This is a genomic window from Pantoea sp. MHSD4 (assembly GCF_021043305.1).
Taxonomy (GTDB): domain Bacteria; phylum Pseudomonadota; class Gammaproteobacteria; order Enterobacterales; family Enterobacteriaceae; genus Pantoea; species Pantoea eucalypti.
The window spans coordinates 1125038-1147326 of record NZ_JAJNDH010000001.1; the positions used below are offsets into that span (position 1 = coordinate 1125038).

Here is a 22289-nt window from a genome sequence, read left to right on the forward strand (position 1 = left end):
CCCCGGGAAAGGTGGAAAACAGGATAAGACAGACACCTGACCAAAGAGCGCATAATGTATATTATGTTAAATAAGAGATTAACAGTGCACTTATCGCTGTGATACTGCGTCATTCATTCCTGTACTTCCGACCTGCAGTTACGTTACTGCCACTGCCCTGCACCTTCATAGTGATGCCTTCAAACAGATCGCCTGAAAACCCCGAACAAGGATGCAGTCCGGGGTTTGTCATCAGATTATTTCAGATGCGAACGCAATGCTTCACCCGCCTGGTCAATGGCTGTTCTGACTGTCGGTTCCTGGCTCAAGGCGTTCAGCAAACCGAAGTCATGAATCATGCCATTGTACCGTGTAACGGTCACCGGCACGCCTGCTGCATCCAGCTTACGACCGAATGCTTCACCTTCATCCCGTAATACGTCCAGCTCTGCAGTCTGAATCAGCGTTGGCGGTAACCCCTTCAGCTGTTCAGTGTTGGCGCGCAACGGCGATGCCAGAATGTTATTACGATCTTTTTCCGACGTCGTGTAATTATCCCAGAACCACTTCATCATGTTCTTCGTCAGGAAATGTCCGTCAGCAAACTGCTCATATGACGGCGTGTCGAAACGCGCATCGGTAACCGGCCATAGCATCACATCATAACGGATAGCTGGCGTTTTAAACTGTTTCGCCTGTAACGCAACTGCCGCCACCATGTTACCGCCAACGCTGTTACCAACCAGCGCCAGACGTTTTCCGTCAACGCCAATTTCAGCACCATGGTCGGCGACCCATTTAGTGGCTTCATAGGCCTGAGTGATTGCCACCGGGAAATGGGCTTCTGGCGAAGGTTGATAGTTAACGAATACCGCTGCAGCACCGGATGCATTCACCATGTCACGAACCAGACGTTCATGGGTTGGAAAATCGCCCAGCACCCATCCGCCGCCGTGGAAGAACATAAACACCGGCAATGTGCTGCTGGCGTGCTCAGGTTTAACGATGGTCAGCGTCAGAGACTTGCCCAGTACAGTAATGATCTTCTGTGAAATCTGTGCCGGCGGCAGTTCTGCGCCCTTCTGTGCTCCGGTCAATACTGCCCGGGCATCGTTGACAGAGAGTTGCTCAATTGGTTTACCCGTTCCGCTGTTGAGCGCTTTCAGAAAGGCGGCAACACCTACGGTCGGTTGCGGGCTGTTTTCAGTTGGCGCAGCAAACGCGCTACTTATCTGGCTGCTTAACAGTAATGCACTGGCGATCAGTTTCATTTTCATTACAGGACTCCGATTAACTTGCTATTTAATAGTGCGCTATCTGGTTAGCCGGACAATGACACGGCACCTCTTCATTGTAAACAACTAAATAGTGCGCTATTTAAATGGCAGAACCAGTCTTCCTGGAAATCATCGGAGTTAACGTGGCAAATTGCAGCTATCTGTACCGAATTGCAGTCATTGAGCGCGACATTTCAGAAGCGGAAAAATCCTGAATTGTTCCAGCTCTCTACTCAGCACTGAACTCCTGGTGCTCTGCTTTGGCTGCCAATCCCGGTGAATTCAACCTGGCGGCACTTTTCTCTGATTAACTTTTATCGCACAAATGCCGGACTATTAATTAAAAAAACAACTTTTGTATGATGTAACTAAATAGATTAATTCCCTCAGAAATTTCACATTTACCGCGGCTGATTTTCGCTTTGGTCTCAGGCCCTTTACTCTCTCTGCACTGCTACACGACTTCAACCAATCAATAAAGGAAACATTGATGAAAACATCATACGCTTTGATCGCAACATTACTGATGACCTCTGGCGCGTCCGCTATCGCAGCTCAGCCCGCTGCCGCTAAAAATCCGCTGAGCGTACACGTTCTTAATCTGCAAACCGGTCAGCCTACCGCGGGCATCGAAGTCGAGCTGGATCAAAAGCAGCAGGATAACTGGGTAAAACTGGCCTCAGGCGTTACCGACAATAACGGTCGTATCAGCGCCCTGTTCCCGCAGGACAAGATGGCCAGTGCAGGCAGCTACCGTGTGGTGTTTAAAACCGGTGACTTCTACAAAAAAACCAACCAGAAAACCTTCTTCCCGGAGATTCCGGTTGAATTCAACATGGAAGCCAGTGGCGAGCACTACCATATTCCGTTACTGCTGAGCCCGTTTGGTTACTCAACCTATCGCGGCAACTAATCTGCTAATCCGGCACTCAGGTGCCGGATTCCCCCGCGACGCGAGCCGGAAAACACGCCACCAGCCAGTCGATAAACACCCGCAGCCGTTGCGTTACGTGCCGGTTTTGCGGATAAACCAGATGAAACGGATAACCCGCAGGCCGCCAGTCGCGCAGTATCTCCACCATATCGCCCTGTCGCAGAATCGACGACAGTGAATAACTGAACGTCTGAATGATCCCCAGCCCGGCCAGACCCGCCGCCAGGTGTGCATTACTTTCATTAACGCCAATACGATGCGCGCTGGTGATCTCTATTTTCTCACCCTGACGTTCAAACTTTAGCGGAAACGGTTTGCCGGTTTGCGGCGAAAGATAACTCACCAGCCGGTGCCCGTTGCGCAATTCATCAGGGTAAGCAGGAATCCCAAATGCTTTGAGATAGGCGGGTGTCGCGCAGGTGATCAGCGTGGCGTGCCCTACCAGACGCGCCACCAGTGAGGAATCGGCCAAAGGACCGCCACGAATGACACAGTCAATGTTGTCGCTAATCAGATTAGCCGGACGGTCCGAGACGCCAAGATCCAGCGTAATGTCCGGATAGCGGGCAAAGAAATCGGGCAGCAGCGGAATAAGAATATCCCGTGCGGTAGACCCGCCGATATCAACGCGTAACTGCCCGCGCGGTTTACTGCGCCGCGCATTAAAACAGGCATCAATATCCTCGAGATTGTGCAGGATACGCAGTGCTTTCTCATAGTATTCCTGCCCTTCTGCGGTGACGGTCACGCGCCGGGTGGTGCGTTGCAGTAGCCGCACGGAGAGATGTTGCCCGTTCGTGGGCGCTGGATCTGAAAGATCGCGGCATCCGGGTTAATGTCGTGAGTCCTGGCCCGGTTCGCACGCCTGGGTTGGGTGATCTGGTGAGTGAAGAGCAGCGTCAGGGTCTGTTTGATGCGCTGGCGGCACAGATACCGCTTGGCCGTCTGGGTGAACCACAGGAGGTTGCCCGTACCGTTGCGTTTCTGGCGTCTGATGCCGCCAGCTTTATTAACGCGACAGAGCTGTTTGTCGATGGCGGCATGGCACAAGTCTGAGGTTTAAGCCAGCCTGAACGCTGCCACAACAGTGATAACCCGAAATCCCGGTTCAGCCAGACCAGCACAGCCTGGCTGGCTGACCGCTAGCCAGTCACTCCCTGTTTCATAACCCGAAGGAAAAGCTGCGATCTCTCCGTCGTCCGGCACGCAGTCATAAAATGTCACGTTGCAGTCATCCCGTCCGGTAAATCCCCGCTATAGTTATTGCCTGTCACGTCCGTCATAACACCATGGAGATAACATGAGCCAACTTTTTTCCACTGTCTCGCTAGGCGAACTTACGCTGGATAACCGCATTGTGATTGCCCCGATGTGCCAGTACTCCGCTGAAGCAGGCAATGCGACCGCCTGGCATCGGATCCATCTTGGCCAGCTCTCCTTTTCCGGCGCCGGTCTGATGATTATTGAAGCCACTGCCGTTGAGGACATTGGCCGTATCTCTCCCGGCGATCTCGGTTTGTGGAATGATGATAATGAAGCCGCACTAAAAACAGTTCTGGATGATGTGCGCCGCTACTCCTCTATCCCGATTGGTATGCAGCTGGGCCATGCGGGACGTAAAGCGTCGTGCGCGGTTCCCTGGGAAGGCGGTAAGCAGATTGCACCCGATGCAGGCGGCTGGCAAACCGTAGCCCCGTCGGCACTGAGCTACAGCGCGGATGAAGTTAAACCGGTTGCCATGAGCATTGACGATCTGCAGCGGGTAAAAAAGGCTTTTGTTGAGAGTGCCCGCCGTGCAGTGCGCCTGGGTATTCAACTGATTGAAGTGCATGCCGCGCACGGCTATCTGCTGCATCAGTTTCTGTCACCGCTCTCGAATCAGCGCAGTGATGAATATGGCGGCTCGCTGGAAAACCGACTGCGTTTCCCGCTTGAGGTGTTCAAAGCCGTCCGTGAAGCCGTTCCCGCTGCCATTCCGGTGGGTGTGCGTATTTCCGCGACGGACTGGGTGGAAGGCGGCTGGGAAATCAAGCAGTCGATCGCCCTCTCACGTGAGCTGGAAGCGCTTAACTGCGCCTATATTCATGTTTCCAGTGGTGGTTTGTCGGAAAAACAGGAAATCAGCGTCGGACCCAATTATCAGGTGCCTTTCGCCCGCGATATTCGCGAGCAGGTGTCAATCCCGGTGATTGCTGTTGGCCTGATTACTGAACCTCAGCAGGCAGAAGGTGTTCTGCAACAGGGCGACGCTGACCTGGTGGCGCTGGCGCGCGGCATTCTCTATGATCCCCGCTGGCCGTGGCACGCCGCCGCCGCACTGGATGGCAAAGTGCAGGTTCCGCCGCAGTATCTGCGTTCTGAACCGCACGATGTCAAAGGCATCCTGACGCAGGATCAGTAAGCGTTAACGGGCAGGCCGCGTTACCGTGGTCTGCCCGCGATTTTAAAGAATGCCTTTCAGCCGCAGATGCTGGAGCAGCATAATGGTCTTGGCATCCACGATCTCACCCTGATCAATCGCCTGTAAGGCCTTGTCGAAACCGATCTCCAGTACCTCGATATCTTCGCCCTCTTCCACTATTCCGCCGCCTTCACCGCTGCGCTGTTGATCGTCATACTCAGCAATAAAGAAGTAGAGTTTTTCCGTCACTGAACCGGGGCTCATAAAAGCCTCAAAAACCTTTTCTACGCGACTGACGCGAAAGCCCGTCTCCTCTTCCGCTTCGGCAACAATACGCGTCTCAGGCGAGGCGTTATCCAGCAGACCAGCTGCCGCTTCAATCAGAAAGCCATCATGCCCGTTCAGGAAAATGGGAAAGCGAAACTGCCGGGTCAACACGACTGTGCGTTTATCACGGTTATAGAGCAGAATCACCGCGCCGTTTCCCCGATCGTAGGCTTCACGGCTCTGCTCCTGCCAGCGTCCATCGCTGCGCAGTAGCGAGAAGGTGTACTTCTTCAGGGTATACCAGTTATCTGACAGCAACTGCTCGTTGATGATGCGTACGCGGGGATGATTCTGCTGCATGATACTCTCCAGGATAAGTGGACAGCCCACACGCTATCATGCACAATCGTGCAAATTCAAGAAAAAACATGCAGAATGGAATGATGCTATCCAGCCAACGAAAACAGACAATTCTCGCCCTGCTCGCCCAGGAAAAACAGGTTCAGTCGCGCGACCTGAGCCAGCGATTTGGTCTCTCCGAAGACTCTATCCGGCGTGACCTGCGTGAACTGGCGGCGGAAGGATTACTGCAACGGGTGCATGGCGGTGCGTTACCGGTATCCGCTGCACTGGGCACCTTTGAAACACGAAAAAGCGTGCAGACGGCGTCTAAACAGATTATCGCCAGAAAAGCGGCCTCATTGATCCAGCCAGGCCAGATTGTGCTGATTGATGGCGGGACCACCAGCGCTGAACTGGTACGACAGTTGCCGACAACGCTGAGCTTTACCGCCGTGACACACAGTCCCAGCGTGGCGCTGGCGTTAGCCGATCACCCACTCGTGGAGGTTATACTGATTGGCGGGCAACTTTATAAGCATTCGGTGGTGGCGGTAGGCGCAGCCATGCTGGAGTCGATAAACCGCATTAACGCCGATCTCTTTTTTATGGGTGTTACCGGTGTGCATCCGGCGGCGGGCCTGACAACCGGGAATTTTGAAGAAGCGACGGTGAAGCGGGCGCTGGCAGGACGCGCAGCAGAAACCGTGGTACTGGCGTCCGCCGAAAAGCTCAATTCAGCGTCGGCATTTGCCATTGGCGATCTGTCGCTGGCGAGTACGCTGGTAGTGGAAACAGAGCCGGACGAGGCGCTGAAAAAGGCGCTCAGCCAGCACGGTGTGACGATCATCTGAGATCGCAGCAAGCCTGCAGCGCAAGATACGGGCCGGTCAGCGGTCTCTGCGCAGGAGGAAACTGCTGTGCGACGGGTGTCATTGAACTTTGTGCCAGGGCAACGGCAACCGCGCCCTGCTGATAAGCCTGCTCTGCCGCCGCCGCAATCAGAGCAAAGTAGCGAGCTGTGTCTCCCGCTTTAAACGCTGCCCAGGCATCTTCCACCAGCATGACTTCTATCTGACTGTCTGGATGACAGAAGAGTGTCCGTGTCGCAGCCAGCGTCGATTCTGCTGCACACAGCGCCACCGTCGGCCCCGTAAGATGCCGCAGTGTCTCCGCTAACATCCGGTCAGTGCGCATTACCCCAGCATGCGTACTGAAATCATCAGCAACCGGCCCCAGCGTCGAACAGGTGATCAGAATCGCATCAAACTGCGGCAGCAGCGATTCAATCAGCTGTGCAATACGGCGGCGTAATTCCACTGTCATCCCGCCGCTTCGCTCCGCCTCAGTCAGCAGCGCAGGCATCACCAGATGATTCAGGGGCGGAATGTCGAGAGCCAGTACGCGGGCGGCATCATCAAAGATCGCGATATTACTGGCGGCGGTATGGAAGCAAAGAATGTTCAGGGTGAGCTCCGGTTCTTCATAAAGTTAGCGTGCGGGCGACCATGCGGCCTGCTGGATAACGACACGATAACCATCCCCATCCATAAATGTCACGCCCCGTTGATCCCAGTAGGGATTAAATGATGGCATCCGCTGAAATCCTGCCTCATCCATGCTGTTACAGCGAGCCAGCCAGTCAGGCTGTTGTGGGATGTAGAGCACCAGCAGATCGTCATCCGTTGGCGATGGCCGGACGGGATGCGTGTGACAGAGCGTGAATTCGAGATGCCAGGCCAGCCCGTCAGCGCCCAGCATCACACCACTGAACCCCTGATGGTCAGTAAACTCACCGATTTTTTGCAACCCCAGCCCAAGGCAATAGATTTGGCAGCTTTGCGTCAGGTCAGTCACTGGACGGGCAATACGCAGATGCGGGATAGTCATGCTTCTCTCCTTGTTGAGTTCACTGATATTTATCACAATCCTCTGAGCTTCCCGTGACGCTGGATGCGTAACCACTTCCCCGGCACTTCCATCAAACCACCGTTTTTTGCAAAAAGATGTGAATACCCTTCCGCGCAGTCCTGACCCTGAAATCGCTCTGCAGTCGGCGTGCCGCTGCGGTCGGCACCCTGTTCCGGTTATCCGGAAAATCACCTTACCGCTCACAGCGCTAAATGCATTCCCGCTGCGGTCATCTACACTTTCCCGGTATTCATACGGCAATGTCCTGTGCATTGCCTGGCTATAAAAGGAAGACAATATGACTGAACACGCTACCCAGAACCACGCCTGGTTACTGGCATCACGCCCTCACGGTGAGCCGACCAAAGAGAATTTCCGCCATGTGGCTCAGCCCGTTCCGGAAATCAAAGAGGGTGAAGTGCTGCTGAAAACCATCTACCTCTCGCTTGACCCCTACATGCGTGGCCGGATGGATGAGGGTAAATCCTACGCTGCGCCCGCAGAGCTGGATGAGCCAATGGTGGGCGGCACCGTCTGTCAGGTTGCAGAATCGAAAAACAGCAACTTTAAAACCGGTGACTGGGTGCTGGCGCAGAGCGGCTGGCAGGAATATGCCGTTTCCGATGGCAAAGAGATTGCGAAGCTGGACAACGATATGCCACATCCCTCATGGGCGCTGGGCATTCTCGGTATGCCTGGCTTTACCGCCTATATGGGTCTGATGGATATCGGTCAGCCGAAAGCGGGCGAAACCCTGGTGGTTGCCGCCGCAACCGGTCCAGTGGGCGCAACGGTCGGTCAGTTGGGCAAACAGAAAGGGTGCCGCGTAGTCGGTGTCGCCGGTGGCGAAGAAAAATGCCGTTATGCGGTCGATACGCTGGGTTTTGATGCCTGCCTCGATCACCACAGCGCAGACTTTGAAGAGCAACTGAAAAACGCCTGCCCGGATGGCATCGATATTTACTTCGAAAACGTCGGTGGCAAAGTGTTTGATGCCGTATTCCCGCTGCTGAACACCGCGGCACGCGTGCCGGTCTGTGGTCTGGTCTCCGCGTACAGCCAGCGTGAGCTGCCGGACGGTCCGGACAGAACCTCGCTGATCATGGCAGGTATCCTTAAGCGTCGTATCCGTATGCAGGGCTTTATCATCTTCCAGGATTACGGTGACCGTTATCCTGAGTTCCTCAAAGCAATGAGCCCGCTGGTGGAGAGCAAAAAAATCCACTATCGCGAGCATATGATTGAGGGATTAGAGAATGCACCACAGGCGTTTATCGACATGCTGAATGGCAAAAACTTCGGTAAAACCGTGGTGAAGGTCAGCGAGTAATCGCGTTAGCGTGCCACGTCAGTGACGTGGCACGCATTTATCAATGCGGCTGCCGTGAAACGTGTTCGGCAGCCGCACGATTAGCGTCACTGACCGCCTCTCCCAGCGTTGCGCCAAGACTCAGGCGCTGACACAACACCCCGACAAAGCAATCCCCGGCACCGTGTGTACTGACCAGCGTCACCTTTTGCGCCGCCAGCGTGTGCGTCTCTCCTGCCTCGCTGTAAGCCACTCCGTGTTCACCTGCTGTCACCACCACGCGGGCAAAGCGTCCCGCCAGCGATGCCGCAGCAGCACGCGCTGAAGTCAGATCCTGCACGTTAATCCCGCACATATCGCGCGCTTCGATGGCGTTCACCACCAGCAGATCGATACAGCCCTCAAACCCCGCTGACAATGTCCGGGCAGGTGCAGCATTCACACAGACCGTAATCCCCCGCTGCCGTGCCGCCTGTGCCGCGCAGAGATTTACCGCCTCCGGGACTTCGTTTTGCAGCACCAGCAGCGAAACATCCTGCCAGAAGCCTGGCTGTGCAAAGGTCTCAAGCGGGATTTGCTGATTGGCATTAGAGACCACTACCGCGCCGTAATCCCCTTCAGCATCGGTAATCGCCACGCTCATGCCGGAGGGAAGCGCATCGGTCACACTCACCTGCGTACAATCGACACCGGCCTGCTGCAGATGATCCAGCAGGAATTTCCCCTGCTGATCGCGCCCCACCGACCCGGCAAAACGCACTGCTGCGCCCGCACGGGCCGCCGCGACCGCCTGATTCCCGCCCTTGCCGCCGAACTTATAGTGACAGGCGCTGCCCATCACCGTTTCGCCTTTCTCCGGGCGATGGTGTGCGTCCAGCATAATGTCGTAATGAAGACTGCCGGTGACTGCAATTTTGCTCATAGCTAGAATTCCCGCAGATCCTGAACCGCATGCTGGGTTTTCATCAGGTTCTTCTCCGCCCGCTTCAGATCTTTTTTGGCGATAGCGACAAACAGCGCATCCAGAATATTGAGCTGGGCGATGCGTGACGCGGCGTTTTCACCCAACAGATGCGATCCCTGAGAGGTTGAATTGAGGACCACATGCGCACTCTGCGCGATCGGGGATTCGGCGTAGTTAGTAATGGCGATCACTTTCGCGCCATTCTTTCCCGCCAGTTTAACCGGATCGTTCACTGCACGTGTCGCACCCGAATGGCTGATGGCGATAACCACATCGTCATCAGATAACACGGCGGCTGACATCAGCATGATGTGGGCGTCGTCATAGGCGGTCGACTTGATGCCAATCTTCAGCATCTTGTGCGACAGGTCCCGCGCCACGGCGGCAGAGCCGCCGACGGCATAGAGATCGATATGACGCGCTTTAAAGATGATATCCGCCGCACGATTGAATTCAGAGACATCCAGAATCGATAATGTTTCTTCGATGGCCTGGATAGAGGTTCTGAACACTTTGGCCAGCAACTGCTCCGACGAATCATCCGGCTCAATTTCCGCATGCAGTCCCGCCACTTCAGACTGGTTGTAATAGATCAGACCACTTCTGAAATGCCTGAAGCCGGTGAAGTTAAGTTTTTTTGTAATCTTAACGATCATCGCTTCAGAGACATTATTCTCCTGCGCAATCTCCTTTAAAGACGACTGCTCAGTCATGTCGGTTCGGGCAATTATCGCCTCCGCCACACGGCGTTCTAACGGCGTCAGTTGGGGCAAACGCATACGAATCTGAGCGCCAATGGCTCGCGGATCTTGCTTCATTACTTGCCTCGGGTCGCCCGGTCAATCAACATCGCTATGATAATAATAAGGCCGGTAGCGAGCAATTGGTAAAAGGCCTGAATGTTCAGTAAGGTCAGGCCATTACGTAACACCCCGAGGATCACCACGCCAATCAGCGTGCCGAAAATACTGCCCTTGCCGCCCATCAATGATGCACCGCCAATGGCCGCCGCCGCGATAGCGTCCAGCTCCCACAGGTTGCCGATAGTCGGCTCGGCAGCGCCCAGACGACCAATCAGAATCAGCGAAGCGAGTGACGCCAGCAGACCGGAGAAGATGTAAACCGTCACCTTGGTGCGCTTCACCGGCACACCCGCGACCCGCGCCGCCTCTTCATTACCACCGATCGCCAGAATATATTCCCCCAGCGGGGTCTTATTCATCACCGTCCAGAGCAGCAGCGCAATCACCGCCACAATCACAATCGGCGTCGGAATACCCAGCACCGTGCTATTGATCAGGCTGCGGAACGCCAGCGGAATGCCAAAGACCGGATTGCCGCCGGTATAAATCAGCGCGATAGCCCGGAACAGCGACAGGCCGCCCAGCGTAACGATAAACGGCTGCAGCCCGGCATAGGCAATCAGCGAACCGCTGAACAGCCCGCACATCGCGCCGACGCCCAGCGTCGCGAGAATCGCCAGCGGCACCGGCACACCCAGGGTCATCAGCGTGGCACCCAGCACCGCTGAGAGCGCCGCGGTGGGGCCAACCGAAAGGTCAATCCCGCCGGAGATAATCACCAGCGTCATGCCCAGAGCAATCAGGGCGTTGATCGAAGACTGCTGCAATATATTCAGCAGATTTGGCAGCGTGAAAAAGACCGGCGACAGAAACGAAAATGTCACCACGATAATCAACAGGCCAATTAAAGTACCGGCATCACGCACGTTAAATTTAAGCCGCAGCGCGGGTCGGGTACCTGGCGCGGTGGAGGTCTGAGTCGTCATAATATTAACCTTAAATAGTGTCAGGTAAGCGGTCAGGCGGTCTGGTCGATATCTTTAATGGCATAGCGGGCAATGTTCTCTTCGGTGATCGCGCTGCCAGTGAGCTCTTTGGTGATACGCCCCTCGCGCATCACCAGCACCCGGTCAGAGATGCGCATAATCTCGGTCATCTCTGACGACACCACGACAATGGCTTTGCCCGCCTGCGCCAGTTTCTCAATCAGGTGATAGATCTCAGACTTAGCGCCAATGTCGATGCCACGCGTCGGCTCATCAAACAGAAACACGTTGGCATCCGCCGCCACCCAGCGGCCAATAATCACTTTTTGCTGATTGCCGCCGCTCAGCGTGCCGATGGTTTTCTCAATGTCGAGCGGACGCAGTTTGAGGTCGCCCATCACCCTCAGCGCCTCACGGTCGAGCCGGGCATGGTTCATCAGCCCCGCCAGCGTGAAGCGGTGCATCGACGGCAGCGCCATGTTCATCTTCACCGCCCGCTCTTTAATGATGCCCTCTTTCTTGCGGTCCTCCGGCACCAGGCCAATACCTGCTTTGATCGCCGCACGCACGTTGTGGTTCTGCACTGCGGTGCCGTTGACGCTCACCGTGCCACCGGTACGCCTGTCGATGCCGGCAATCAGCTTGAGCAGTTCGGTCCGCCCCGCACCCACCAGCCCGGCAATGCCCAGCACTTCACCAGCTCGCACGCTGAAACTGGCGGCTACCACGTCATTGCCCCGCGTCAGATCCTCTACCCGCAGCACCTCGCGTTCGCTGACAAACGCCTGATGGTCGAGTTTGTCGATCTTCCGTCCGACCATTTTGGCGACAATGCTCTCTTCATCCTCATCACTGATGTTGACCACACCCACCTGCTTTCCGTCACGCATAATGGTGGCGCGGTCGCAGACCCGGAAAATCTCATTCATCTTGTGCGACACATAGATCAGCGAGACGCCGGTCGACTTCAGATCGCCTATCAGCTCCGCCAGCCGGTCGAACTCGCGGGGCGTCAGACTGGAAGTCGGCTCATCCATGGCGATGATTTTTGCGTCATCCAGCAGCGCACGGGCGATCTCAACAATCTGCTGCTGCGACACCTTGAGATTTCTGATCGGCGTATCGGGATCGATAGTGGGATCCAGCGTATTCAGAATCAGCGTCGCCCGCGCCAGCTGCGCTTTTTTATCCACCCACCAGCCACCGGCACGGGTCAGCGGGCGACCCAGGAACATGTTCTGCGCCACGGAAAGCTCAGGAACATGCTGCAACTCCTGGTGAATCATGGCGATACCGGCCTGACGTGCACTGAGCGGGCTGCGAATCTGCACTCTGTTGCCATTAACGCTGATCTCTCCGCTGTCAGCGCCGCGCACGCCTGAGAGGATATTCAGCAGTGTCGATTTACCCGCGCCGTTTTCCCCAATCAGCGCATGCACCTCGCCGGGTCGCACTGAAAAATCGACCTCCTGCAGTGCGGCGGCGTTACCGTAACTTTTGTTGATGCCGCGCATCATTAAGCGAAACTGTTCCATACCCGCCTCCGCCGACTATTGCTGAGCCAGCAGCTCACGCAACCGGTTGTTGTCTTTGGTCGAGAACGCGTCGACGTTCTCTTTAGTGATCAACGCCTGTGGCGTGGAGATAACGCGCGACAGTTTCTGTCCATTGATCAGACGGATCATGACGTCCATCGCCACTTCACCGGTCAGCACCGGGAAGCTGTCCACCGTGCCGGTCAGCTCGCCGCGCTTGATTGAGGCGTAAGCATCCGAAATGCCGTCAGTGCCAAAGATCGCCACCTGTGACGCTTTGTTCTGCGCCCTCACTGCTTCCACCACGCCCAGCGCCATGGTGTCGTTGTTCGCATAGAAGCCGATCAGGTCAGGATGCTGCTGAAGGATGGTTGACGCCGCATTAAAGGCCTGCTCGCGACTCCAGTTCGCCGGCACGCTGGCAACAATGGTGAACTTGCCATTTGCGTCCAGTGTCTCTTTGAAGCCACGGGTACGCTGTCCGGCGGCATACACGCCCGGCTGCCCTTCAATCACCGCGACTTTCCCGCCCTGCGGATGATGCTGAATAAACCACTTCGCGACCCGCACACCGTTATCTTTCTGCACGTTGCCAACGTAGTAACGCGCATTCGGCATCACCGCATCGTTGACGTTCACCACCGGGATATTCTTGCTGTTCGCACTCTCCAGCGCAGGCTGCAGGTTGATGTCGGTCTGCGGCGAAACCAGCAGGCCGTTAAAGCCCTGGGAGATCAGGGTCTCTGCAATCGACAGCTGACCAAGCTGATCGTCCTCATTGGCTGCCGCCTGGTACTCGACGGTAATGCCATACTTTTTCGCCGCGTCCTGGTAGCCCTGGCCGAGCAGGCGCCAGTACTCATTCGTGAGGGTTTTTGATACCCCGCCAATTTTCAGCGACTTGTCGACTTTCGGCAGCGCGCCATATTTAGTATCAAGCTGGGTCCAGTCGGTGCGATCCGGTTCAGTGTCGGATTGCAGCGGTGCCAGATCTGCCGCATAAACTGTGCTGCAGAGCAGTGAAGAAGCGATAAAGGCAAGCAGGCGTTTTTTCATTTTTATAGTCTCAGCATGTGGGTAGAGGTGTGATGTTCTTAGGATTAATCGACTGTCAGCGAGCCAGCATGATGTCGTTGACTATCTGCTGGGAAGCCACCGCATCCTGACGCGCAATGGCCGCCAGTAATGCCGCGTTACCGTGCAGCTGGTCACAGAGTCTGAGCAGGCGCTTAACGGTAGCGATGTTGCTCTCTGCTTCACGAATCGGGTCCAGACCGCTGGCATCCGGGAAGGTATCGAAGTAGTAAGCGCCACTGTAGCCGTCACGCTGCATTTGCCAGAGAAACTCCAGCGTGGCGCGCGGATTCACGGAGGCAACCATCAGTCCGTCGTCACGTTTGCCCCAGCCGTCATTCAGGTCCAGTCCCAGCAGCCGTGAGCGGCGTGCCACCATCGCAGCAGCGTAAGCCGGGATCTCATTGGCAAACAGGACGTGCGCGAAATCCAGCGTGATACCCAGATTGGCGCAGCCGGCCTCTTCCACTGCCAGCAGACAGGTGGTCGCGTTGGGGAAGATGCTGTAGGCGCGAGGCTCATTCGGTTTATATTCGATGCTGACGTCGACATCCGGCGCGTACTCTGCCACTTCACGTACAGCGCTGACCGCATCCTCCCAGATCTTTTTGTAGTCGGCCTGGAAGCAGTAATCAAATCCATCCTGCCCCATCCACAGGGTCATCAGTCGGGAACCAAACTCCCGACCCGCATCGATACCGCGCTTGGTCAGCTCGATCGCTTCACGACGCACTTTCGCATCCGGATGGGTAAATGCACCGATTTTGAACTGAGGTGCATCCCAGCGCATCTGCATGCCATTTACCGCCAGGCCCGCATCCTCAATCGCCTGGCGCAGAGTGGCGATGTCAGTGGTGAGATGCTGCGGAAAATTAAGATCGAGATGTGTTAAGCCATTTACCTTTCCCGCACGGGCAACCATCTGGAGAACCGACGGCTTGCCCTGCAGGTCAGGCCAGTAGAGGTGTGCGCCCGAGGCGAACGAGTTGAGACGGGTAGCAAATTTCAGTTCCGACATGAGGCTCAATCCTTCAGAGTGCGTATTGTGAAGTACTTTTCATATTCACGATTAATTGTGAAGTTATATATTAATCTACGCCTCGCGGCTTAATGCGCAAGTCTGTCAGGATGGGGAAATCTCTAAACCGGGAGCACTGTCACGAAATAGTTTCGGTGTGTTATCAGATGAATAACAGGCAGTGGAGGGAGAATTTAATTGAAAGACAACGGGTTGTCGTGAGAAGCCGGGCATGGAATCTGGCAGAGAAATAAATGAAAAAAGCTGAGCGCCAGGGCGGCGCTCAGCGGGACGAGATGACTTACTTCAGACGGAAAGCGACAACACTGTCGCCCTGCGTGGTGCCGAGCGAGCCGTGGCCGCCTGCGGCAATCACCACGTACTGCTTACCATCTTTACCCATAAAGGTGGATGGCGTGGCCTGCGCACCGGCGCTGAGTTCAGTCTGCCACAGCAGTTCGCCAGTGGTGCTGTCGTAAGCACGGAAGAAGTTATCTGCCGTTGCGCCGTGGAACACCAGATCACCCGCCGTCAGCAGCGGTCCGCCGTGCGCCACCATCCCCATCGGGAAACCGATCGGGAAGCGGCCAGGCAGGAAGCTGGTCTTGAGGTTTTTGGTGGTGCCGACGCGGCGCAGCCATTCGGTTTTGCCGGTGGTCAGATCCACACCCACCATCCGTCCCCACGGTGGCGCGATGCAGGGAATACCCAGTCCCGACGCCATCTGCTGGATGTGAATCGCGTAGTCACCGTGGAAGTTCTCATTCCAGTACGGCGTGCCATCTTTGGTGAAAGTACGCTGCGTTTCGGTTTCCGGCGTGCGCTTAATCAGGTTGTATTTGTAAGCCAGGCGTACCGGTGCCGCAATCAGCATCTGACGCTGTGGGTCAACAGCCACGGAACCCCAGTTAAACACCCCGATATTGCCCGGGAAGATCAGCGAGCCTTTCTCGGTGGGCGGCGTCCACGGGTTACCGTCATAGCGCAACTCACGGAAGGTGGTGCGGCAGGCCATCTGATCAAACGGCGTGATGCCCCACATCGACTTCTCAGTCAGTGGTTGCGGGATGAAGTTCAGGCTGGAGACCGGCTGGGTCGCCGCATACTGCTCGCCCTTAATGCCATCGGTAGAGACCTTAACCTGCTCTACCGGGTAAACCGGTTCGCCAGTCAGGCGATTCAGCACAAACAGGTTGCCGGTTTTGGTCGGCAGGATCACCGCAGGCTGCGGCTTGCCCTGATAGTTAATATCCACCAGCGAGGGCTGTGATGGGTTATCACGATCCCACAGGTCGTGGTTCGAACTCTGATAGCGCCATTTGAACGCACCGGTTTTCAGATCAAGCGCCACCAGCGCATCACGGAATTTCTCGGTGTTGCTGGCTGGATCGCGTTCAATCCCTACTTCATCCGGCGAGGCATTACCAAACGGCACATAGACCAGGCCGTTTTTCAGGTCCGCGCTAAGGGTAGCCCAGGCGATCGGGGTATCCTGCGGATAGGTGGCTCCTGCAGCGACGGGCGCGGTGTTATCCGGGTTAGCCGGATCGAAGTTCCACACCAGACGACCACTGACGGCGTCATAGGCACGGATCACACCCGATGGGTTGCCGCTGTTGAAGCCGTTATCCATCACTGAGCCGCCGACAATCACCAGATTGCCTGCCACCAGCGGTGCTGAGGTCTGCATCAGCGCATGCGGACGCACCTCGCCCATGTTGGCGCGCAGGTTCACCACACCGTTGTCACCAAAGTCAGCGCACGGCTTGCCGGTGTCGGCATCCAGCGCCAGCAGGCGGGCATCGGTGGTCGCGTTAAAGATACGCTTGCGGCAGATGGCCGGTGCTGCGCCCGTCTGCTGTTGCACCTGCTGACCGGCATCGAAATAGCTCACGCCGCGACAGGTCTGATGCTGCTGCAGATAAGAGCGGTTTTTATCCGGCGCGGTTTTCCACTTCACCGCACCCGTTTCCGGGTCAAGCGCATGGACTTCGTTGTGCGGCGTACAGAAGTAAAGCATGCCGTTGGCTTTCAGCGGCGTCGCTTCAAAGGTGTATTCGGTCGCATCATCACCCTGACGCAGATCGCCGGTGTGATAGGTCCAGGCCACTTCCAGATCGTTGACGTTATCTTTGGTGATCTGCTTCAGCGCCGAGAAGCGCTGGCCATCCGCGGTTCCGCCATAGGCGCTCCACTCGTCAGCGGCACCACCGGTCGCAGAGGCGTTACGCGGTGTATTGATAGCGCCCTGCTGCGGCAACGGATCGTAGAAGCAGAGGCCAGCCACCAGCAATACCATCAGCACCACTGAACCGCCGAGGAACGGATGGAAGCGACGCTGTCCCTGATAAAGCGGACGCACCACCCACGGCAGAGCCAGCCAGACGCCCAGCACACCAAAGAGGTCACCGCGCGGGATCCACTGCCATTTGTCGAAGCCCACTTCCCAGATAGTCCAGATGAGTGTGACCCACATCAGCAGCGCATAGAGGGTCAGCGCACTGCGCTTGTTCATTAATAGCAGAATAGCGCTGAGCAAAACGCCTGCACCCATCAGCGCATAGAACGCGCTGCCTCCTGCCAGCAGGAGTTGTCCTCCCATGTAAATCAGGGCAATAGCAAATATCACCATGATTATACTGGTTAATTTATTGATCATGATCCTTCCTCGGGTCATTAGCGACGATAGGTAAGTTAAGCTGGAAACATAAATTCAACGAGATTTTAACTTACGCGTGAAATATGTAAAAACGTGTACAGGCGTAAATCATTAGCAATATTTATTGTAAATGTTACCTTCAGAGGTATTCAGACCGCTTTTTTTACTTTCTGAAGGGAGAATAACGAGATATACATCACAAAATATTAACCATAGGCCGCTAACTATCGCACCTTTTGTTCAAAGGCGAACAAATATCAGACAAGCATCGCTTCTATAAAGCTGGCTTAAGTGTAATTGATGGACAATTTTTAACGTCAAATAATCATAATGGTTTGTTTGCACCGCCCTGCAATAACTCTTATTGCTGAAAGCGGGAATGTTATTTTTTTCCTTTTTTAAACAGAAAGAGTATCAGCACTCATGCGGTGTCAATGATTTTCACATTATTAAATCTGGCAGTTGACTTTACGCTGTCATGATTTCTGTCACTTTAACCTCAAAAATATATAGATTAATAAAAGAAGTCGTTCCGGGACTGAAGAGTAATTCAGACATTCCGTAGCATGACGCGAAATCTAATTGTGATATATTTCATTCTTCTCACTTCTCTTTATCCAGCCAGCAGGCAGGATTTTCTCTGGCAGCAATAACCCAGGCAGGTTGACTATGTCCGCACTCAACGCTATTTACCGCAAGTTTCGTTTTCCGTTTAAGTTTTTAAATGCAGCTATTCGCTACCCTGCTGCTCAGGCACGAGTAAAGCGTTATTCCGTAATGTCGATAGAAGAAACAATTGATCTGTTATTACGTAATCCACAATTATCTCTGGCCCGTTACGGCGACGGCGAACTTGAAATGACCTGGTATAAAAATATCGGTTTTCAGCCCTTTGATCCAAAACTGTCAGGGCGGCTCAAAGCCTTGCTGCAACAGGACGCTGCGGCTAATCCGAACTGCCTGATTTGTCTGCCGGATGCCTTTCGCACTACCCGTAATATGAAAAATGGATCGGCCCTGTTTTGGTTCTTCCATAAATCATTTTACTTTAAACATTATGAGACTCTGCTGAATCAACAGGTCCGGTATGGAAATACGTCTGTCACCCGCCCTTATCACGATTATAAAGTTAAAAAACTTTCCCGGACGATATTTGATAAATTCAAACAGCTTTATCAGGGCCGTCGGGTATTAATTGTTGAGGGCAGTGGCACACGTCTCGGTTTAGGCAATGATTTACTGGATGGCGCAAGCGACGTTAAACGTATTACCACGCTGAACCGTAATGCCTTTTCCGTTTATGACCGTCTTTTTGATACCGTATTAGAGAATGCCGTCAACTTTGATCTGGTCTTGATTTCTTTAGGGCCGACGGCAACGGTACTGGCGTATGATTTAAGTCAGCGCGGTATCCGCTGTATCGATAGCGGTCACGTTGACATTGAATATGAGTGGATGCTGGCCAGTGCCACCAAAAAAATAAAAGTAGAAGGCAAAAACGTCAATGAAGCGGGCGTGCTGCTGAGTGAACAGACTACCGTGGCCGATGCAACTTACCAGCGGCAGATTTTGCAACACGTCGGCGAATCATTGAACAAAATGCCGGACACAGAAGCCGAAGCCGAAGCAGAAGCAGAAGCCGTGGTTATCCCACTGCCCCACGTCAGCCCGAGCCATCATAACGCCGCGTAAGACTCACCATTGTCAGGCAGCAACTGCACCGCATTGATGCGCAGGCAAATAATTAGCGAGATCAGCGAATACCGTTTCGGGCAGAGTAAACTGCCCGGGCACGCTACCTGCCAGTGTTAGCCGGGCAAATTTTCTTTCCGGCATCAATCTTGCTTGAGTCCTCCTGAGACACTTAATCAGGAGAAGTAAGATGAATACCCGTCGTTACCGTTACACCATATTTTCACTGCTGTTCCTGATCGCCCTGATCAATTACATCGATCGTGGCGCCCTGTCATTTGCAGCCAACGCCATTGCGACCGAGTACCACTTCAGCAAAGTCCAGCTTGGCGCAGTGCTGGGATATTTTGGCTTTGGGTATCTGTTTGGTTCGCTATGTGGCGGCTTCCTTGCCGATCGTATCGGCACGAAAAAGGTCTGGCTGCTGGCAGGTGTGCTCTGGTCGCTGCTGGAAATCGCGACCGCCTGGGCTGGAGAGTTGGGCATGGCGCTGTTTGGCGGCTCAGCCATTATGGGCTTTGCTGCCCTGCGCATCCTGTTTGGTTTTTCCGAAGGCCCGGCCTATGCGCTGATGAACAAAGCGATCGCCCACTGGGCACCCGATAACGAGCGCGGCTTTGCGCTGGGCATCGGCCTGCTCTCGACGCAGGTTGGCGCACTGCTGACCGCGCCGATTGCGGTAGGCCTGCTGCTTCTGACCCATGACTGGCGCATGATGTTTATCCTGCTTGGGGTGTTCTCTCTGCTGGCAATGCTGCTGTTTGCCCGCACGTTCAGCGACAGCCCGGATAAAAGTCCCCACACCAGCGCAGCAGAACGCACGCTGATCCTGAGCGGTCAGCGCCGCAGCGCCGGCGATGGCGTTCCACTGCCCTGGTGGCGCTTCTTTACCAGCCGCACGCTGGTCTGCAACGCACTCGGCTACTTCTCCTTCCTTTACATCACCTTTACCCTGGTGACCTGGATGCCGAAGTATCTGCAGGATAATTTTCATTATGACCTGCACTCGCTCTGGTACGTGGCGATGATTCCGTGGAGCGGTGCCTGTATTACAGTGCTGCTGGGCGGTCGCATTGCTGATGCCCTGCTGGCCCGCTTTCGTAATTTGCGTCTGGCGCGCAATCTCTTTGCCGCAGTCACGCTGTGCGGCACCGCCTGCTGCTTTATGGCCATTCCCTATGTCCAGTCGGCAGCCGGGATTATTGCACTGATGACCCTGGGCAATGCGCTGAATGCACTGGTGAATAATGTCTACTGGTCGGTGGTGATTGATGTCACCCCGAAGGCGTCGGTGGGTACCTACAGCGGTATGACACTGGCGATAGCCAATCTGGCGGCAATTATCTCCCCGATGCTTTGTGGCTGGCTGGCGCAATATTACGGCTATAACGCCATGTTTACCGTCACCGCAGTCATCGCCTTCGGCAGCATGCTGGCGATGACGCTGCTACAGCCTGAGAAGCCGCTGGTGGCTGAGGCGCAGACCGGCACGGCGGATGTTTCAGCAGCCTGATTTAAAACGCGCAGATTCCCTGACACGCGGGTGATCACTCACCCGCGCTGACTCTCCCTGAATGCCAGCCGCCCGGCGGCTTAATCTGTCACCCCGCAGGATAAACTGACTGTTCAGGTGTGCCACGGCGATCCCAGCGGCTGGCGACAAGCCACAACAGTGCCGTCGCAAACCAGCCGACGATCCACGAGACATCATTACCGGCAAAAATCCAGGTCAGCGATCCGTGGTGCAGCGGATTATCGATAAACGGCAGTTGCACCAGCACCCCCAGAAAATAGACGGTAATACCGGCCAGGTTCCAGCGTCCATAGCGTCCGTCCGGCTGAGACAGCGCCGGGACATCAACGCTGCCTTTGGTGATCAGATAAAAATCGGTCAGGCTGATCGCGCTCCAGGGCACAAAGAAAGCCAGCAAAAAGAGCAGGAAGTGCGTGAAGGATTTCAGAAAGGCCGGTTCACTGAGGAGAGCAATAACGCAGGCCAGCGCCACCATCAGCACCACAAACAGTATGCGCCCGCCGCGACTCAGTGTGGTCTGCTGACGGAAGCCAGAGACAATAGTGGTCAGTGACATAAAACTGCCGTACGCATTCAGCGTGGTAAAGGTGATTTTCCCAAAGCAAATGGCGAAATAAATCACCATAGCCATGGTTGTTGTGCTGCCCATACTCACGATGTAACCGACCTCATTGCCTGCAAACGCACTTCCGGCAATGGCCGCGACGATCACGCCCAGCGTCATTGACGCCTGGGTGCCCAGTACGGTGCCCAAAAATACCGCGCTGAAGAGTTTCTTCGCAGAGACATCTGCTGGCAGGTAGCGCGAATAGTCCGAGACATAAGGACAGAAGGCAATCTGCCAGGAGGAAGAGAGAGAGACCGCCAGCAGAAAATTTGCCGGGGTAAAGTGCTGATTCTGCCACACGGCGGATAAATCATGCGTAGTGAACAGCGTGATAAACAGATAAGCAAAGGCTAACACGCCAATGACGCTCGCCACCTTCCCCAGCTGATGAATCACGCGATAGCCCAGCACCGCAATGATCACGATGAGGGTGCTGAACAGGATCATCCCGGTTGCATTGCTGACACCGACAAGTTTAGCCAGGGCCTGCCCCGCCAGCACCGTCCCGCTGGCTGAAAACCCCACATACATCATGCAGACCAGCACCAGAGGAATCACGGCACCGAAGACGCCAAACTGCATACGGCTGGTGATCATCTGCGGCAACCCAAGACGCGGCCCCTGGATCGCATGCAACGACATGATCGCTGCACCCAGAATCTGTCCCACCAGTAAGCCGATTAGGGACCATATGACATCGCCGCCCAGTACCACGGCCAGCGCACCCGTAACAATCGCGGTAATTTGCAGGTTGCCACCAAACCAGAGCGTGAACTGGCTAAAAGGATGACCATGCCGTTCACGCAATGGGATGTAATCAATAGAACGGGTTTCTGACAGGCGCGGTTTCTCTGCGCCTGAATAATCTGATACGGATGATTTGACCGACATAGATTCCTCGCTGAAACGGTAAGAGACGCGTTAACGGAAAGCGTGATTTGCCCTATCCCTGGTTGCAATTACATGTCTATACAATTAGCGAGAATGTCATGCACATCTG

Annotated in this window: 18 protein-coding genes and 2 pseudogenes; 7 read left to right on the forward strand and 13 right to left on the reverse strand. The window is 55.0% G+C overall.

Features of this window, described 5'->3' with window-relative positions; translation table 11 throughout:
• Positions 1 to 236: 236 nt before the first annotated feature.
• The gene (locus LQK91_RS05175) at positions 237 to 1256 is read right to left on the reverse strand and encodes an alpha/beta hydrolase (protein ID WP_105099183.1); all 1020 of its coding nucleotides are present in this window, start codon (positions 1254 to 1256) and stop codon (positions 237 to 239) included.
• Positions 1257 to 1746: 490 nt separating this feature from the next.
• Here LQK91_RS05175 and uraH point away from each other — a divergent pair, with 490 nt between their 5' ends.
• Complete coding sequence (uraH, locus tag LQK91_RS05180; protein WP_003853600.1) at positions 1747 to 2169, forward strand: hydroxyisourate hydrolase; 423 nt, start codon at positions 1747 to 1749, stop codon at positions 2167 to 2169.
• 16 nt (positions 2170 to 2185) lie between these two features.
• Here uraH and LQK91_RS05185 read toward each other — a convergent pair.
• Positions 2186 to 2977: pseudogene (locus LQK91_RS05185) on the reverse strand (LysR substrate-binding domain-containing protein); the annotation flags it as partial.
• Between LQK91_RS05185 and LQK91_RS05190 the strand changes: the two are divergent.
• Positions 2962 to 3246 (forward strand): annotated as a pseudogene (locus LQK91_RS05190) (SDR family oxidoreductase); the annotation flags it as partial. The pseudogenes LQK91_RS05185 and LQK91_RS05190 overlap by 16 nt on opposite strands.
• Before the next feature lie 244 nt (positions 3247 to 3490).
• Positions 3491 to 4591 carry an NADH:flavin oxidoreductase/NADH oxidase gene (locus LQK91_RS05195; RefSeq protein ID WP_003853594.1) on the forward strand — a complete coding sequence of 367 codons (1101 nt, stop codon included), beginning with the start codon at positions 3491 to 3493 and terminating at the stop codon, positions 4589 to 4591.
• Positions 4592 to 4633: 42 nt separating this feature from the next.
• On the opposite strand, the gene LQK91_RS05200 is transcribed toward LQK91_RS05195, so the two are convergent.
• The gene (locus tag LQK91_RS05200) at positions 4634 to 5218 is read right to left on the reverse strand and encodes an NUDIX domain-containing protein (RefSeq protein WP_003853592.1); all 585 of its coding nucleotides are present in this window, start codon (positions 5216 to 5218) and stop codon (positions 4634 to 4636) included.
• An 83-nt stretch (positions 5219 to 5301) separates the two neighbouring features.
• Here LQK91_RS05200 and LQK91_RS05205 point away from each other — a divergent pair, with 83 nt between their 5' ends.
• Positions 5302 to 6051 carry a DeoR/GlpR family DNA-binding transcription regulator gene (locus LQK91_RS05205; RefSeq protein ID WP_039660491.1) on the forward strand — a complete coding sequence of 250 codons (750 nt, stop codon included), beginning with the start codon at positions 5302 to 5304 and terminating at the stop codon, positions 6049 to 6051.
• On the opposite strand, the gene LQK91_RS05210 is transcribed toward LQK91_RS05205, so the two are convergent.
• Positions 6044 to 6523 (reverse strand): glutamate racemase, encoded by a 480-nt coding sequence (locus LQK91_RS05210; protein WP_231001595.1) that lies wholly within the window; start codon positions 6521 to 6523, stop codon positions 6044 to 6046. The genes LQK91_RS05205 and LQK91_RS05210 overlap by 8 nt on opposite strands.
• A gap of 165 nt (positions 6524 to 6688) precedes the next feature.
• A complete protein-coding gene (locus tag LQK91_RS05215; protein ID WP_105099185.1) occupies positions 6689 to 7087 on the reverse strand; it encodes a VOC family protein in 399 nt (132 codons plus the stop codon).
• A 319-nt stretch (positions 7088 to 7406) separates the two neighbouring features.
• Here LQK91_RS05215 and LQK91_RS05220 point away from each other — a divergent pair, with 319 nt between their 5' ends.
• Positions 7407 to 8438 carry an NADP-dependent oxidoreductase gene (locus tag LQK91_RS05220; RefSeq protein ID WP_003853584.1) on the forward strand — a complete coding sequence of 344 codons (1032 nt, stop codon included), beginning with the start codon at positions 7407 to 7409 and terminating at the stop codon, positions 8436 to 8438.
• A gap of 40 nt (positions 8439 to 8478) precedes the next feature.
• Here the strand turns inward: LQK91_RS05220 and LQK91_RS05225 are convergent, their stop codons facing one another.
• The 7 genes from LQK91_RS05225 to LQK91_RS05255 form a co-directional block, all read right to left on the reverse strand.
• Complete coding sequence (locus LQK91_RS05225; protein WP_003853583.1) at positions 8479 to 9339, reverse strand: PfkB family carbohydrate kinase; 861 nt, start codon at positions 9337 to 9339, stop codon at positions 8479 to 8481.
• Between the two features lie 2 nt (positions 9340 to 9341).
• Positions 9342 to 10199, reverse strand: a complete 858-nt coding sequence (locus LQK91_RS05230) for a MurR/RpiR family transcriptional regulator (protein WP_008925181.1) — start codon at positions 10197 to 10199, stop codon at positions 9342 to 9344.
• Positions 10199 to 11170, reverse strand: a complete 972-nt coding sequence (locus LQK91_RS05235; protein ID WP_003853579.1) for an ABC transporter permease — start codon at positions 11168 to 11170, stop codon at positions 10199 to 10201. The genes LQK91_RS05230 and LQK91_RS05235 overlap by 1 nt, the downstream gene beginning before the upstream one ends.
• Before the next feature lie 32 nt (positions 11171 to 11202).
• Positions 11203 to 12705 (reverse strand): sugar ABC transporter ATP-binding protein, encoded by a 1503-nt coding sequence (locus LQK91_RS05240; protein ID WP_105099186.1) that lies wholly within the window; start codon positions 12703 to 12705, stop codon positions 11203 to 11205.
• A 15-nt stretch (positions 12706 to 12720) separates the two neighbouring features.
• Complete coding sequence (locus tag LQK91_RS05245) at positions 12721 to 13761, reverse strand: sugar ABC transporter substrate-binding protein (protein WP_003853575.1); 1041 nt, start codon at positions 13759 to 13761, stop codon at positions 12721 to 12723.
• A 55-nt stretch (positions 13762 to 13816) separates the two neighbouring features.
• Positions 13817 to 14797: a TIM barrel protein gene (locus LQK91_RS05250; protein WP_003853574.1), complete on the reverse strand. Its 981-nt coding sequence runs from the start codon at positions 14795 to 14797 to the stop codon at positions 13817 to 13819.
• 301 nt (positions 14798 to 15098) lie between these two features.
• Entirely contained in the window at positions 15099 to 17456 is a 2358-nt protein-coding gene (locus tag LQK91_RS05255; protein ID WP_003853572.1) for a membrane-bound PQQ-dependent dehydrogenase, glucose/quinate/shikimate family, read from the reverse strand.
• Positions 17457 to 18125: 669 nt separating this feature from the next.
• Here LQK91_RS05255 and LQK91_RS05260 point away from each other — a divergent pair.
• Together LQK91_RS05260 and LQK91_RS05265 are read left to right on the forward strand one after the other, a co-directional pair.
• Positions 18126 to 19148: a GT-D fold domain-containing glycosyltransferase gene (locus LQK91_RS05260; protein ID WP_105099187.1), complete on the forward strand. Its 1023-nt coding sequence runs from the start codon at positions 18126 to 18128 to the stop codon at positions 19146 to 19148.
• 190 nt (positions 19149 to 19338) lie between these two features.
• Positions 19339 to 20661: an MFS transporter gene (locus tag LQK91_RS05265; protein ID WP_105099188.1), complete on the forward strand. Its 1323-nt coding sequence runs from the start codon at positions 19339 to 19341 to the stop codon at positions 20659 to 20661.
• Between the two features lie 88 nt (positions 20662 to 20749).
• Here LQK91_RS05265 and LQK91_RS05270 read toward each other — a convergent pair whose 3' ends face one another.
• Positions 20750 to 22180, reverse strand: a complete 1431-nt coding sequence (locus LQK91_RS05270; protein WP_003853564.1) for a purine-cytosine permease family protein — start codon at positions 22178 to 22180, stop codon at positions 20750 to 20752.
• Positions 22181 to 22289: the final 109 nt, after the last annotated feature.

What these genes read in the sequence shown, in the direction of transcription:
- LQK91_RS05175 (WP_105099183.1), bottom strand. Translation starts at nt 1,256, where the DNA reads ATGAAAATGAAACTGATCGCCAGTGCATTACTGTTAAGCAGCCAGATA.
- uraH (WP_003853600.1), top strand. Translation starts at nt 1,747, where the DNA reads ATGAAAACATCATACGCTTTGATCGCAACATTACTGATGACCTCTGGC.
- LQK91_RS05195 (WP_003853594.1), top strand. Translation starts at nt 3,491, where the DNA reads ATGAGCCAACTTTTTTCCACTGTCTCGCTAGGCGAACTTACGCTGGAT.
- LQK91_RS05200 (WP_003853592.1), bottom strand. Translation starts at nt 5,218, where the DNA reads ATGCAGCAGAATCATCCCCGCGTACGCATCATCAACGAGCAGTTGCTG.
- LQK91_RS05205 (WP_039660491.1), top strand. Translation starts at nt 5,302, where the DNA reads ATGCTATCCAGCCAACGAAAACAGACAATTCTCGCCCTGCTCGCCCAG.
- LQK91_RS05210 (WP_231001595.1), bottom strand. Translation starts at nt 6,523, where the DNA reads ATGACAGTGGAATTACGCCGCCGTATTGCACAGCTGATTGAATCGCTG.
- LQK91_RS05215 (WP_105099185.1), bottom strand. Translation starts at nt 7,087, where the DNA reads ATGACTATCCCGCATCTGCGTATTGCCCGTCCAGTGACTGACCTGACG.
- LQK91_RS05220 (WP_003853584.1), top strand. Translation starts at nt 7,407, where the DNA reads ATGACTGAACACGCTACCCAGAACCACGCCTGGTTACTGGCATCACGC.
- LQK91_RS05225 (WP_003853583.1), bottom strand. Translation starts at nt 9,339, where the DNA reads ATGAGCAAAATTGCAGTCACCGGCAGTCTTCATTACGACATTATGCTG.
- LQK91_RS05230 (WP_008925181.1), bottom strand. Translation starts at nt 10,199, where the DNA reads ATGAAGCAAGATCCGCGAGCCATTGGCGCTCAGATTCGTATGCGTTTG.
- LQK91_RS05235 (WP_003853579.1), bottom strand. Translation starts at nt 11,170, where the DNA reads ATGACGACTCAGACCTCCACCGCGCCAGGTACCCGACCCGCGCTGCGG.
- LQK91_RS05240 (WP_105099186.1), bottom strand. Translation starts at nt 12,705, where the DNA reads ATGGAACAGTTTCGCTTAATGATGCGCGGCATCAACAAAAGTTACGGT.
- LQK91_RS05245 (WP_003853575.1), bottom strand. Translation starts at nt 13,761, where the DNA reads ATGAAAAAACGCCTGCTTGCCTTTATCGCTTCTTCACTGCTCTGCAGC.
- LQK91_RS05250 (WP_003853574.1), bottom strand. Translation starts at nt 14,797, where the DNA reads ATGTCGGAACTGAAATTTGCTACCCGTCTCAACTCGTTCGCCTCGGGC.
- LQK91_RS05255 (WP_003853572.1), bottom strand. Translation starts at nt 17,456, where the DNA reads ATGATCAATAAATTAACCAGTATAATCATGGTGATATTTGCTATTGCC.
- LQK91_RS05260 (WP_105099187.1), top strand. Translation starts at nt 18,126, where the DNA reads ATGTCCGCACTCAACGCTATTTACCGCAAGTTTCGTTTTCCGTTTAAG.
- LQK91_RS05265 (WP_105099188.1), top strand. Translation starts at nt 19,339, where the DNA reads ATGAATACCCGTCGTTACCGTTACACCATATTTTCACTGCTGTTCCTG.
- LQK91_RS05270 (WP_003853564.1), bottom strand. Translation starts at nt 22,180, where the DNA reads ATGTCGGTCAAATCATCCGTATCAGATTATTCAGGCGCAGAGAAACCG.